We start from the raw sequence: 12866 nt of genomic DNA, 5'->3' as shown, positions 1-12866 counted from the left end.
GCGGCATGGCCGACGAAGGTGTGTATCGAGTGCGGTTCTCGCCCCTGCTCCCCGCTACCGCTGACGCGGAGGCCTTTCGCGGCGGGCTCAGAGCGCTGGGCGGAATGGTCATCTACGGCACGTTTCCGGATCCCGTGGTGATCGGGATCGCCGAGGACGCCATCGACCGGGTCGGATCGCTTCCGTTCGTCGAATCCGTGGAGAGCGTCACCGACGCCTACGCCGCGGAAGGGTAGCTCCCCGACGAAGTGGGGAGGGCGGCGACGGCCGCGATGAGGACGACCGCGGACGCCAGGAGGAGGGCGGGGCGGTAGCCGTCGTGCAGGAGCGGGGCGGCGAGTAGCGGGCCGGCTATCTGACCGGCTGAATAGCCGCTGGTCAATACCGCGACCGCATGGGGCATCCGGAGGGCCGCGCCCGCGGCCAGGGCGAGCACGCTGATGCCCGCGAAGGTGCCGCCGAACAGTACCGCGGCGGCCAATGCGGCTGCGGGACTGCTGGATAGGGCGGGAAGGGCAATGCCCAGCGATTGCAGCAGGAGCGCGGCCATCAGTAGAACCGAGCGGGAGCAGCGGCGGACCAGCCATGTCCACAGGGCCGAGGAGGGCACGGCGGCAATGCCGACGAGGACCCACGCGCTGCTGCCGAGACCGCCCGGGGAACTCTGCTCGATGGCGGCGACCAGGAAGGTACCGGCGATGATGTATCCGACGCCCTCCAAGGTGTAGGAGGTGAACAATGCCGCGAACAGGCGACGCGAATGTGCTGTAAGCGGCTGGGGCGCAACCCTGTTCATCTCGACAGAAGGGGAAGAGTCCGGGTGCAGACGCCAGGCTGCCGCGGCGAGAATCGTCGCGAGAACAGCCGAGGCGAACCACGCGGCTCGCCAGTCCGCGACCACGCGCAGCACGAGAACCAGCACCCCGGACAGTGCGATGCCCGCACCGATGCCGCCGAAGGCCCAGCCCGCGAAATGGCCGGGGTGACCACTCAGGCGGCTGTGCAGACAGTTGACCGTGATGACAAAGATCAGAGCGCTTGCCACACCGGCGATGAACCGCAGCGCCATCCAGATCGGCGGACTCTCGGCGCACGGCATCCCGGCGAGGCTCGCGATGAGGCCGACGAAGGCGATGCGCAGCCCCACCGGCGAGCGCGCCAACCGCGGCAGGGCAATGCCCAGCAGTGCGCCGGCGAGGTATCCGGCGTAGTTGGCGGTAGCCAGGTGAGCACCGTCGACTGCGGACAATCCGGCCCCGGCATGCATGAGCGGGAGGATCGGACTGTAGACGAACCGGCCCACCCCCATACCCGCGGCCAATGCGGCGGCGGCCTGAATGACCAACCCCCACGGGGCTTTCCGGACAGCGGGCCGGGATCCTTCGAGCACCGGAATCTCTTGCACGGCTCGTCTCCATTCACGGGTGGATGTGTCCATCCTCTGCCCGTGACCGGCTGTCGCACCACGACCGGCTTCCTCCGCTGTATTAGGCGCAGCCTCCTACCGACGTAGCATCGAGGGGTGGAACTACGCCAGCTGAGGTACTTCGTCGCGGTCGCCGAGGAGCTGAACTTCGGCCGGGCCGCCGCGCGGCTGCTGATCGCGGGTCCGTCGCTGTCGCAGCAGATCAAAGCCCTGGAGCGGGATCTGGGCGTGCGGCTGTTCGACCGCGACCGCCGGTCGGTGACACTCACGCCGGCCGGGGCGACCCTGCTGCCCGAGGTGCACGCCCTGCTGACTCGCGCCGACGATCTGCGGGTGAACGCACGGCGGTTGTCCGGAGCCGAGCAGGTGCGATTGGGATACGTCAGCTGGCTGCCCCCGGACCTGACCGCGCGCACCACCGCGGTAGCGCAGATCCATCTCGACGCCTGGGTCGCGCCGTCACACACCCAGGCGGCGCGGGTCGCGGACGGCAGCCTCGATCTCGCGGTCTGCTGGGTACAGTCGAAAGACCTGGCGGACTTGGGTTTACACGCGCGACTGATCGGAGCCGATCGGCTGCACGCCGTCGCATCCGGCACCCGGACCGCCGCCGTCCCGGCAGCCGACACCCTTGTACTGCTCGACGACGACACCACCTCCTGGTCGTCCTGGAACGTCTACGCCGAACAGCTTGCCCGCGACACCGGCGCGCACATCGCGCGAATCAGCGACGGCGGCATCACCGGATCCGCATTCTTCGATCACGTCCGCCACAGCGCACGACCCGTGGTGCGATCACCGAAGGATATGGCCGCACCCATTCCGGCGGATCTCGTCCGCCGAGAGATCGTCGCACCAGCGGTGTACTGGACATGGTCGCTGGTCCGGCGCGCGAACGAGAATCGGGCCGCCGTACTCGCGGTGGTCGACGCACTCTGCGACAACGTCGGCGACCTCGGACTGCACGGGCCGAATACCTGGCTTCCCGATGGCGACCCACACCGCTGATCCTCTGAGAGCCTTCGCCTACCACTGCAGGCAATCGCACGATTCCACTCGGGAGAGCTAGCAGACCGACTCATCAGTCGGCTAGTATCTCGCGCAATCTCTCTTCCACCATTGGTGATGGAAGGTCGAGCGTGAGGAGCATGTATGCGGCGAAGAGTGGGAATCGCAGCTGTCGTAGCGGTTTCAGCGATGTTGTCGGTGGCACCGGCGACCGCGGGGCCTTCGGGCGCACCACCCCCGGAACCGTTGCCCGCCGGATTCCTGTGGGGTGTGGCAGGCTCCGGATTTCAGTCCGAGGGGACCTCCCCCGACAGCAACTGGTCACGTTTCGCCGCCTCGGGTAAGACCCGCGATGCCATCGGCACCTCGGTCGACTTCCTGCACCGGTACCGCGCGGATATCGAGCGCGCGCACGCTCTCGGGGCGCGCGTGTTCCGGATCAGCATCGAGTGGGCGCGGCTGGAACCCGCACCGGGACAGTATGATCCGGCGGCCTGGGAGTACTACGACGATGTGATCGCGGCGATCGGCGCGGCCGGTATGCGGCCGATGATCACGCTCGATCACTGGGTGTATCCGGGCTGGGTGTTCGACCGGGGAGGCTGGCGGAACGAAGAAATGACGCAGCAGTGGCTGGCCAATGCCCGCCGCGTCGTCGACCGCTACGCCGGCGCTGACCCGCTCTGGATCACCATCAACGAACCGTCCGCGTACGCGTTCGAGGAGATGCAGGTCGGTGGGCTGGGCGCGCCGGACCTGCCGGGCGCCCTCGATCGATGGGTGCGGGTGCACCGCGAGATCTACGACTACATCCACTCGAAACAGCCTGGCGCGCAGGTCTCGTCCAATATCGCCTACTTCCCGGTCGCCGAATCCCAGGTCGACACCACCTTCCTGAACCGGGTGGCGGACAAGCTCGACTTCATCGGGGTGGACTACTACTACTCGATGTCACCGACGGACCTCGGCTACGCGAATACCTTCTCCGAGCCGTGGAAGGCCACGCCCGCTCCCGACGGCCTCTACTACGCGCTGCGGCACTACGGCGAGGCGTATCCGGGACGTCCGCTCTATGTGGTCGAGAACGGAATGCCCACCGAGAACGCCGCGGCGCGACCGGACGGCTACGGGCGCGCAGATCATCTCGCCGACAGCGTCTACTGGGTCCAGCGCGCCGTCCAGGACGGGATGAACGTTATCGGCTACAACTACTGGAGCCTCACCGACAACTACGAATGGGGCAGTTACGCACCGCGTTTCGGCCTGTACACCGTCGATGTGAAGAACGATCCGGCACTCACGCGCGTGCCCACCCAGGCGGTCGACACCTACCGCACGCTCATCGCCCAGGGCGGCGTTCGCGCCGATTACACCCCGGTGCACCCCTCGACCCGGTGCTCCCTCGTCGACGCGCTCGCCAGCTGCCTGCGCCCCGCCGGCTGAAAGAGACTTCATGATCACCCGAGTAGCGGCTGCCGCGATCCTCGCCATCGCCTGTTCCGCGACCACACCGGCCTGGGCCGACGAGGTTCCCCTCGTTGCCGGTTCCGTTGCCCCCGACGCGGATCCGTTCTACGCACCGCCTGCGGATCTCGCGTCCTACCGTCACGGCCAACTGGCGTCGAGCCGCGAGGTCGCCGCGAATATGGGCGTACCGGTGCGGGCGTGGCAATTGTCCTACCGCACCGACAACTCTCGCGATCTGCCCGAGCTCGCCGTCACGACGGTGCTGGTTCCGACCGCGCCGTGGTCCGGCCCGGGCCCGCGACCGATCGTCTCGGAGCAGATACCGGAGGACTCCACCGGAACCCGCTGTGCGCCGTCGTACGGAATTGCCAAGGGCTATCTGAAGTCCGGCGAAGCGGTGACGCGGATGCTGGCGCAGGGCTGGGTGGTCGCCGTACCCGACTTCGAAGGGCCGAAGTCGACATTCCTGACCGGACCGCAATCAGCCCATGCCGTCCTCGACGGCATCCGGGCGGTGGGGCAGTTCGGCCCGGCAGGCGTGGGCCCGGGCGCCGTGTGGGCGCTCGACGGCTACTCGGGCGGTGCCGCGGCGACCGGTTGGGCCGCGCAGCTGCAACCGTCCTACGCTCCCGAGCTGACGTTCGCCGGCGCCGCGATGGGCGGCGTGCCAGCCGATCTACCCTCTCTCACAGTGCATTTCGATGGTGGCATATTCTCCTCGTACAACATCGATATCCTGATCGGCTACGAGCGCGAGTTCCCGGAGGCAGGCCTCGACGCCATGCTGAACGAGCGCGGTCGCGCGACCCTGGCCGCCGCCGGTAACTCCTGCGTCGACGATCTGCTGTACGGATTTCCGTTCCGCCGGTTGGCTGACCTCAGCGTGGTCGCCGATCCACTGCGTGATCCCCGGCTCGCGGATCTGTTGCGCGACAACTCGCTCGGTGCGTCCGCCCCCACCATGCCGATCTACGACTATCACGCGTCGACCGATGAGATCGTTCCGGTCAGCCAGAGCGACAACCTGGTCGCGCAGTGGCGGGCAGGTGGAGCGGCGGTAGTTTCGGTCCGCGACCCGATCGGCGAGCACGGCTTGGAATCGATCCAGCACATGCCGCGAGCGCAGGAGTTTCTGCAGAACCGATTCGCCGCCACCGCGGTGGCCGCCGCCGCACATCGCTGAAACGGATGAAACATGTGCTGCGGCGGCCGTGCATAGTCGGGTCAGCGTGGCGTGGCGGCGAACCGGCCTGCGAGGTAATCATCCGCGCCCGCTTGGCCTTTCGACGCTTCCTCTGCGTGCGTGCCGACGGGATCGCGGACCGTCACAATATCCGTATCTCGCTCACGCCAGGTACGCACGAGGTCGTCGTCCTGGCCGACGGGCACCACCTCGTCGGCCATCGAGTGATAACTGTAGATCGGCATCACCGGGGCTCCCTCCCCCAGTGAATTATGGTGCAGCACAGTGATCAATCGCGGATCGTGCCAGGGATCGGCGAGTGCCGTGCCGGCGGCGACCGATTGGAAGGGAAAGTTGGCCAGCAGCTCGAGCATGCATTTGCCGTCGGCTCGGGCGAGGTCCGCGCGGCCTCGATCATTGAGCACACTGTCGATATCGGCTTCGGGAAACTCTCGGCGCAGGCCGACCATGGCTCCGAAACCGAAACCGGCGAACAGGCTTCCGTCGACATTGGCGGCGACAATCGGCAGGTCGGCCGGGAGCCCGCCGATCGCGGCGCCCACGAAGGTGAGCTCCGGGGCGTACGCAGGTTGCAGCTGCGCTGCCCACGCGGTCGCGAAGCCGCCCCCGGAGTAGCCGGTCAGTCCCCAGCGGGTGTCCGGCCCCAGATCTGCCGCGCCGAACCCCTCGATGGCGCGAATGCCGTCGAGGACCGCGTGCCCGGCCGGTATCCCGGCCAGGAAAGCGGATTCGGGCCCTTCATGGTCGGGTACCGCCACCGCCCAGTTGCGGGCGAGCAGCTTTTCGACGGTATCGCCCCGAAATCCGCCCGAGGCCAGCTGATACGACGGTGCGCACCGGGTGCCGGTCGAATCCTCGGCCACCTGCACCGAGACCGCCGGGCGGGGTCCGGGTCCCGGCCATGGCGTGCGTGGAACCAGGATCGTGGTGACCGCCAGTCGTGGCTGATCATGGGAATCGTTGCTGCGATACGCCAATTGCCAGGCGCCGACCGGCACACGAAGGGTCGTCGTGATCGGACGGGAGGCGATGAGTCCCCCGAGCGGATAGGCGCCCAGGTCTGCAGGCGGTGCATAGAACGAATCCCGATCCGGCACAGCGAAACTTGAGGTCACAGGGTAGGCGCCGGATGAGGCGGGAACGAATATCGGAGTGGCGAACGCAAGGAGCGCGACCGCCAGGACGCGACACGGGAGCATGATCGAACTCTTTCTCGGAGGATCCGGAATATTCGACGAAGGCTAACCGACTGACGAGTCAGTGTGCTAGCTTGCGTGCGTCGATCCACCGAGGAAAGGGATATCGATGTCCGAAATTGCGGGGCCCGAATCCGGGGAGTTCGCGGGTCGCAGCGCGGTCGTGACCGGCGCGGCGGGTGGAATCGGTGCGGCACTGGCGGCCGAACTCGGCGCCCACGGCATGTCGGTGGTCGTCGCCGATATCGATGGCGACGGCGCGCGGGCGGTCGCGGAGGCGCTGCGGGCGGACGGCATCAGCGCGCTCGGGGTGCGGGTGGACGTGACCGATCCGGAATCGGCCGAGGCTCTCGCGAAGGTCGCCTATGACGAATTCGGTTCGGTCGAATTGCTGTGCAACAACGCCGGAGTGCTGCTGTTCGGGTCGGTCGCGGACTCCTCGATCGGCGATTGGGACTGGCTGTCGTCGGTGAATATCGAGGGCATGCTCAACTGCCTGCACGCGTTCCTGCCCCGAATGCACGCGGCGAGCGGGTGGCGGCAGATCATGAATACCGCTTCCACCCACGCCTTTCTGCCCGATCCGGCGGGCACCGCGCTCTACAGCGCCACCAAGCACGCCATCCTCGGGCTCTCGCTGGGTTTGCGCGGCGAACTCGCCGCCGACGGCATCGGCGTCACCACCCTGTGCCCCGGCCAGGCCGCCACCCGCATCCTCGATGCACAGCGCACCCGCCCCGCGGCGTTCGGCCGTCCGGCCGCCGAGCCCTTCGGCACCGGGGTGATTCCGATGAGCATCGAGCCTGCCGAGGTGGCACGCCTGGCGGTGGAGGGCGTACGCCGTGACGCCCCCATCGTTTTCGCACTACCCGAATACAGTCGCGATACCTTCCGCGCCCAGATCGAACGCATGTGGCGACTGGCCGATGACGCGTTGGCCGTGCCCGGAGAAACGCATGTCGCGCACGGATACTGAGCCCCGTACGGGTATGCGGCGGCTGCTGCTCACCGTTCCGTTCGTCAGCGCGGCTCCGCAATTGGCCTTCGCGGTATCGAATTACTTTGCCGCACTACAGGTTCAGCATATCGACAATGCGGCCAAGGTCGGCAACCTGGCCCTGGTGCATGTTGCCGCCGCCGTGGCGGCGCTGCTCACACAACCGCTGGTCGGCATCCTGTCCGACCGGACTCGGTCCGCATTCGGCCGCCGGGCGCCGTGGATGCTGATCGGTGTGCTGATGGGCGCGGCCGGCCTGATCACCGCCGGGCTCTCGACCTCGCTGGTTATGCTGGTGATCGCGGTGATGGTGGTGCATGTCGGAGCGAATGCCGTGTACGGACCGCTCTCGGCGATCCTGCCCGACCGGGTTCCGGTGCGGGTCCGCGGCCGGTACTCGACGCTGGCGGGGCTGGGAACGATCGTCGCGGCCATGCTCGGACCCCTTGCCGCATCGGCGTTCTCGGCCCGCATACCGCTCGGCTATCTGACCTTCGCAGGCATGATCGTGGTTGCCGTAGTCGGCTTCGTGGCGCTCAATCCGGAGCCCGGCAACCGGGATATGCCACGGCCCGAATTCTCGGCAAGGACTGCCGCGCAGTCATTCTGGATCGATCCCCGCCGCTGCCCGGACCTGTGGTGGGCATTTCTCGGCCGCTTCCTGATTCTCGGCGGGTACTACATGGTCCTGACCTACACCATGTACATCGCGCAGGGGTACGTCGGCCTCAGCGCCGCGGAGGCCGCGAGACTCGTTCCACTGATCGGGCTGGTGGGATTGCCCGGCCTGTTGGTGGCGATCTCCGTGGCCGGCCCCTGGTCGGATCGGACGGGGCGGCGCAAACCGCTCACGCTGACGGGCGGGCTGGTCATCGCCGCGTCCGCACTGGTGCCACTGGCGCTTCCGACGGTCACCGGGTTGCTGCTGTGGGGTGTGGTGGTGACGATCGGCTTCGGGATCTTCCTGTCGGTCGATCAGGCACTGGTTTCGGAAATCCTGCCGGACGAGGAGGCTTTCGCCAAAGACCTCGGCATCGTCAATATCGCCGCCACCCTCCCGAATGTGATCGCTCCCCTCGCCGCCGCGGGCATCGTGTCGGCCACCGGTGGATACGGCGCGCTGTTTCCCGCGGTGGCGGTCGTCGCGGGCGCCGGTGCGTTGGCTGTGCTGCCCATCAAGAGTGCACGATGACGCCCGCACCACCGCGCTGCACCGCGCTATTAGGCTCGGTACGAAACCCCAGGCAGTCGAGTGTGAGGAGTCCGGACCAGTGGCGAGAACCCGCGATGCGGAGCAAACCGGCGCGGCCCGCCGTGCCAAGATCGTCACCGCCGCCCTCGCCCTGTTCGCGACCCGGGGTTATCGCGGCACCTCCCTGGCTGCTGTGGCGGATGCCGCGGGCATTACCAGATCCGGTCTGCTGCACCATTTCTCGAGTAAGGAAGCATTGCTCGCGGCAGCCCTGGCCGAACGTGACGAGCAGGCTTTCGACGCTGTCGAGATCGACCGCGACTACGAGGGACCGGCACTGTTGCGGGCCCTGGAGATCATCGACGGCCTGGTCGAACGCAACCAGAGCAATCGCGAACTCACCCGCCTGGCTCACCTCGGCAACCTCGGGGCCGAGGACACCCCGCAGTTCGCCCGCGACTGGGCGCAGGAACGCATCCGCACCTTCCGCGAGAATCTCGCCGGCGTCATCGCGGCCGGAATCGCGGCCGGCGAGGTGCGCGCCGATGTGGACCCGGTCGCGGTGGCCGGGATCGTCATCGCGGCGATGTCGGGACTCGAGGAGCAGTGGCTGCAGGACGAATCCTTCGATATGGCCGGTGCGATGCGGACCTTGACCGCGGTGCTGCGCCGCGACCTCCTCATCACGCAGCGGTGATCACGCAGGTCGCCGCCCGGGTCGGCCGGGCTCGGCCGCACGGTTCACATTCTATGTTCTAGAGAACATACCGCTACAACCTCCGGCTACGGCGAGACGATTCGCCGAGCTTAAAAATCAACCCGAATGATGGTATTGACGTTCGCTCACCGTGGCTGTCAGTCTTTGCTAGATTCCCAAGAACATATCAAGCGAACTTCCGGAACGATCGGAGAGACCACCTGATGCGAGCGATCATGGTGATGTTCGACAGCCTGAACCGGCATATGCTGCCGCCCTACGGCGGCGACTGGACACACGCGCCGAACTTCGCCCGGCTGGCGGAACGCACCACCACCTTCGACAACTGCTGGGCGGGTTCCATGCCCTGTATGCCGGCACGGCGCGAAATCCATACGGGCCGCTACAACTTCCTGCACCGCAGTTGGGGTCCGCTCGAGCCGTTCGACGACTCGCTGCCGGAATTACTGCGGCGGGCCGGGGTGTACAGCCATCTGGCCAGCGATCATCAGCACTACTGGGAGGACGGCGGCGCGACCTATCACACCCGCTACGACACCTGGGAGTTCTTCCGCGGGCAGGAGGGCGACCCCTGGAAGGGGCACGTCGCCGATCCGGAGATCCCCGAGGACCTGAAGCGGTTGCGGCACCGGGCCTATCGCCAGGACTGGATCAACCGCCGGTATCTCGATACCGAGGACAAACAGCCGCAGACGCTGACCTTCGACGCCGGATTGGAGTTCCTGCGGGACAATTCGGCACAGGACTCCTGGTTCCTGCAGATCGAGACCTTCGATCCGCACGAGCCGTTCTTCACCCAGAAGCAGTACAAGGACCTCTACCCGCACGACTACGACGGACCACATTTCGACTGGCCCGATTACAAGCGGGTGACCGAAACCCAGGAGCAGGTCGAGCACGCCCGCTACGAGTACGCGGCGCTGCTGTCCATGTGCGACCGCTCGCTGGGCCGAGTGCTCGACTTCATGGACGAGCATGCGATGTGGGACGACACGCTGCTGATCGTCAATACCGATCACGGGTTCCTGCTCGGCGAAAAGGGCTGGTGGGCCAAGAGTGTGCAGCCCTGGTACAACGAGCTGGTCCGGCTGCCGCTGTTCGTTTCCGACCCGCGCGCCGCGGCGGCTGGGCAGCGCCGCGCGGCACTGGTGCAGACCATCGATCTCGCGCCGACCATCCTGGACTGGTTCGGCATCGAGCCCACGGCCGATATGCAGGGCAGGCCGCTGCCCACGGCCGCGGATGCGCCGATCCGGGAGGCTGGACTGTTCGGCATGCACGGTGGCCATGTCAATGTGACCGACGGCCGGTACGTCTACATGCGCGCGCCGGCGAACACCGACAATCAGCCGCTGCACGAGCACACGCTGATGCCCACCCATATGCGGGGCCGATTCGCACCGGCGGAACTGGTCGATATGGAGTTGGCCGAGCCCTTCTCGTTCACGAAGGGGCTCAAGACCATTCGGGTGCCCGGCCGTGCGCTCATCAATGCCTACCAGTTCGGAACGCTCTTGTTCGATCTGGAAACCGATCCGGCGCAGTCGAATCCGATCGTCGACGATACGGTCGAACTGCGCATGGCGGGTCTTCTGGTGGCGCTCATGCGTGACACCGACGCACCGCACAGTCAATTCGAGCGTCTCGGATTGCCCAGGACGGGGCCGGTCACCGCCGCGCATCTGCTGGTGCGGGCACAGCGCGATATCGCCGAACAGGCTGCCGCCCCGGCGCCCCGGCCCGAAGACTTCCCGTCCGGTCCTCTGTCGGTGCAGACCCCCATTCAGGAGCTGCTCGCCCACCGAGCGGCCGGGGAGGTACTCCGGCGGCACATCCCGGCCTTCGCCGACAGCGAGATCCTGCAAGCCCTCACCGGGGCATCGCTCCTCGATGTGGCCTCGGTGGCGCGCGGCCTGCTGACGGCCGAGAAGCTGCGGGCCATCGCCGCCGACCTCGCAGACCTCACCCGGACCGTGCCCGGCTCCACATCGGCATGACGGCCGCCGGCATCTAATTCATATGTACTCCGGAATATAATCCGAGAGTTCGAGAAGGGAGCCGCCATGACCGGCGAACCACACCGGAGTTGCTGCGCGCCGTCACGGGGCGACACGATCGCACTGTCCGAAGTCCGCGCACCGGTACGAGCGGCACCCGCTCGGGACACCGGCGGCATGGTGCTGGTGCCCGGCGGCGAGTTCCTGATGGGCACCGCGGACAGCGACGGCTACCCGAGCGACGGCGAGGGCCCGGTGCGATCGGTTCGGCTGAGCCCGTTCCTGATCGACACGCGCGCGGTCACCAACGACCGGTTCGCTGCCTTCGTGGGCGATACCGGCTATCGCACCGATGCCGAGCGCCTGGGCTGGTCGTATGTCTTCGCCGGGTTCCTCCCCGGGACGCTGCGCCGCGAATCTCCGCGACCGGATCGAACTCCCTGGTGGTGTGCGGTATCCGGAGCAACCTGGCAAGCCCCGGAAGGGCCGGGCAGCACGCTAGGCGATCGCAGTGACCACCCCGTCGTCCACGTGTCCTGGAATGACGCCCAGGCGTACTGCGCGTGGGCCGGCACGCGGCTGCCCACTGAAGCGGAGTGGGAGTACGCGGCGCGCGGCGGCCTGGCGCAGGCTCGCTATCCGTGGGGTGACCCGCTGGATCCCGACGGCGTGTACCACTGCAATATCTGGCGGGGCGCCTTCCCGGTCAAGAACACCGCCGCCGACGGCTATCGCGGCACCGCACCCGTGGATGCGTTCGCGCCCAATGGTTTCGGCCTGTACAACACCTGCGGCAACGTGTGGGAATGGTGCGCGGACTGGTGGACCGTCGATCACGGCGTACCACCGCTGATCGATCCACACGGCCCGAAGTCCGGTAGCGGCAAGGTGATTCGCGGCGGTTCGCACATGTGCCACGACTCGTATTGCTTCCGCTACCGAGTGGCGGCCCGCTCGGCCAATACCCCGGACAGCTCGAGCGGTCATACCGGATTCCGCTGCACCGCGGACCCTGCCGGCTCTTGACACCTCACAGGGAAAATGTGATGGTGGTCATATGTTCCTAAGAACATAGAACGAGGAGAGAATCGATGCAGCTCGACTACATGATCCTGGGCGTGCTGGCGCTGGGCCGCTGCTCCGGATACGACCTGCGTCGCTGGATGGAAGGCCCCGGCCGCTATCTCGGCTACGGGGTCCAACTTCCGCAGATCTACCGGCGCCTGGCCAAGCTCGCCGAACGCGGCTGGATCGAGTTCGAGGTCGATCCGCGCGACGGCCGCCCGGACGCCAAGGTCTACACCATGACCGAGGCGGGCAGGCAGGCCCTGCTGGAGTGGGCGCGCTCGCCCTACGAGCCCTCGCCGCGACCGATGGATCCGGACTTCAAGCTGCGCTTCCTCTTCGCGGGCTCGCTGGACCGCGAGATCGCCATCGAGATCGTCCGCACCGAACTCGAGTACCGCAGGAAGCACGACGCGCAATCGCCGCTCGCGCCGATTCCCGACTCCTACGACCCGCAACTGCCCGAACTGGACCCGCAGTGGGCCCGCGAAATACAGACCATGACCCATGAACAGGGCTATGCGTACGCCTCCGGCTTCATCGTGTGGCTGGAACTCACCCTGGCCCGCCTGGAAGCAGGCCGGCCGCGCTGAGGG

General features: G+C 67.2%; 12 protein-coding genes. 10 read left to right on the top strand and 2 right to left on the bottom strand.

Annotated elements, in window-relative coordinates; translation table 11 throughout:
- Window positions 1–5 precede the first annotated feature (5 nt).
- Window positions 6–236 carry a hypothetical protein gene (locus OG326_RS18835; protein WP_327145950.1) on the top strand — a complete coding sequence of 77 codons (231 nt, stop codon included), beginning with the start codon at window positions 6–8 and terminating at the stop codon, window positions 234–236.
- Here the strand turns inward: OG326_RS18835 and OG326_RS18830 are convergent.
- Window positions 218–1405 carry a YbfB/YjiJ family MFS transporter gene (locus OG326_RS18830; protein WP_327145949.1) on the bottom strand — a complete coding sequence of 396 codons (1188 nt, stop codon included), beginning with the start codon at window positions 1403–1405 and terminating at the stop codon, window positions 218–220. The two genes, OG326_RS18835 and OG326_RS18830, sit on opposite strands and share 19 nt — an antisense overlap.
- Before the next feature lie 117 nt (window positions 1406–1522).
- Between OG326_RS18830 and OG326_RS18825 the strand changes: the two genes are divergently transcribed.
- From OG326_RS18825 to OG326_RS18815, 3 genes are all read left to right on the top strand, one after another.
- Window positions 1523–2434 (top strand): LysR family transcriptional regulator, encoded by a 912-nt coding sequence (locus OG326_RS18825; RefSeq protein ID WP_327145948.1) that lies wholly within the window; start codon window positions 1523–1525, stop codon window positions 2432–2434.
- 189 nt (window positions 2435–2623) lie between these two features.
- On the top strand, window positions 2624–3877 hold the full coding sequence (locus OG326_RS18820; RefSeq protein WP_327145947.1) for a family 1 glycosylhydrolase: 1254 nt from the start codon (window positions 2624–2626) through the stop codon (window positions 3875–3877).
- Between the two features lie 10 nt (window positions 3878–3887).
- Window positions 3888–5084: a lipase family protein gene (locus OG326_RS18815; RefSeq protein WP_327145946.1), complete on the top strand. Its 1197-nt coding sequence runs from the start codon at window positions 3888–3890 to the stop codon at window positions 5082–5084.
- A 41-nt stretch (window positions 5085–5125) separates the two neighbouring features.
- Here the strand turns inward: OG326_RS18815 and OG326_RS18810 are convergent, their stop codons facing one another.
- Window positions 5126–6202 carry a lipase family protein gene (locus OG326_RS18810; RefSeq protein ID WP_327145945.1) on the bottom strand — a complete coding sequence of 359 codons (1077 nt, stop codon included), beginning with the start codon at window positions 6200–6202 and terminating at the stop codon, window positions 5126–5128.
- Between the two features lie 208 nt (window positions 6203–6410).
- Here OG326_RS18810 and OG326_RS18805 point away from each other — a divergent pair, with 208 nt between their 5' ends.
- The 6 genes from OG326_RS18805 (at window position 6411) to OG326_RS18780 (ending at window position 12863) form a co-directional block, all read left to right on the top strand.
- Window positions 6411–7277, top strand: a complete 867-nt coding sequence (locus tag OG326_RS18805) for an SDR family NAD(P)-dependent oxidoreductase (protein ID WP_327145944.1) — start codon at window positions 6411–6413, stop codon at window positions 7275–7277.
- Window positions 7258–8490 carry an MFS transporter gene (locus OG326_RS18800; protein WP_327145943.1) on the top strand — a complete coding sequence of 411 codons (1233 nt, stop codon included), beginning with the start codon at window positions 7258–7260 and terminating at the stop codon, window positions 8488–8490. The genes OG326_RS18805 and OG326_RS18800 overlap by 20 nt, the downstream gene beginning before the upstream one ends.
- A 79-nt stretch (window positions 8491–8569) precedes the next feature.
- Window positions 8570–9187, top strand: a complete 618-nt coding sequence (locus OG326_RS18795; protein WP_327145942.1) for a TetR/AcrR family transcriptional regulator — start codon at window positions 8570–8572, stop codon at window positions 9185–9187.
- 224 nt (window positions 9188–9411) lie between these two features.
- Window positions 9412–11205, top strand: a complete 1794-nt coding sequence (locus OG326_RS18790) for a sulfatase (protein ID WP_327145941.1) — start codon at window positions 9412–9414, stop codon at window positions 11203–11205.
- A gap of 66 nt (window positions 11206–11271) precedes the next feature.
- On the top strand, window positions 11272–12231 hold the full coding sequence (locus OG326_RS18785; protein ID WP_327145940.1) for a formylglycine-generating enzyme family protein: 960 nt from the start codon (window positions 11272–11274) through the stop codon (window positions 12229–12231).
- A gap of 65 nt (window positions 12232–12296) precedes the next feature.
- A complete protein-coding gene (locus OG326_RS18780) occupies window positions 12297–12863 on the top strand; it encodes a PadR family transcriptional regulator (protein ID WP_327145939.1) in 567 nt (188 codons plus the stop codon).
- Window positions 12864–12866 lie beyond the last annotated feature (3 nt).

The sequence above is a fragment of the Nocardia sp. NBC_01327 genome (assembly GCF_035958815.1).
Classification (GTDB): domain Bacteria; phylum Actinomycetota; class Actinomycetes; order Mycobacteriales; family Mycobacteriaceae; genus Nocardia.
Note: the sequence above shows the minus strand (reverse complement) of the source record. Positions and strands in the feature narration are given on the sequence as shown.

Excerpts from the sequence above, each read along its gene's own strand:
- OG326_RS18835 (WP_327145950.1), top strand. The coding sequence starts at position 6 with ATGGCCGACGAAGGTGTGTATCGAGTGCGGTTCTCGCCCCTGCTCCCC.
- OG326_RS18820 (WP_327145947.1), top strand. The coding sequence starts at position 2,624 with ATGTTGTCGGTGGCACCGGCGACCGCGGGGCCTTCGGGCGCACCACCC.
- OG326_RS18815 (WP_327145946.1), top strand. The coding sequence starts at position 3,888 with ATGATCACCCGAGTAGCGGCTGCCGCGATCCTCGCCATCGCCTGTTCC.
- OG326_RS18805 (WP_327145944.1), top strand. The coding sequence starts at position 6,411 with ATGTCCGAAATTGCGGGGCCCGAATCCGGGGAGTTCGCGGGTCGCAGC.
- OG326_RS18800 (WP_327145943.1), top strand. The coding sequence starts at position 7,258 with ATGTCGCGCACGGATACTGAGCCCCGTACGGGTATGCGGCGGCTGCTG.
- OG326_RS18790 (WP_327145941.1), top strand. The coding sequence starts at position 9,412 with ATGCGAGCGATCATGGTGATGTTCGACAGCCTGAACCGGCATATGCTG.
- OG326_RS18785 (WP_327145940.1), top strand. The coding sequence starts at position 11,272 with ATGACCGGCGAACCACACCGGAGTTGCTGCGCGCCGTCACGGGGCGAC.
- OG326_RS18780 (WP_327145939.1), top strand. The coding sequence starts at position 12,297 with ATGCAGCTCGACTACATGATCCTGGGCGTGCTGGCGCTGGGCCGCTGC.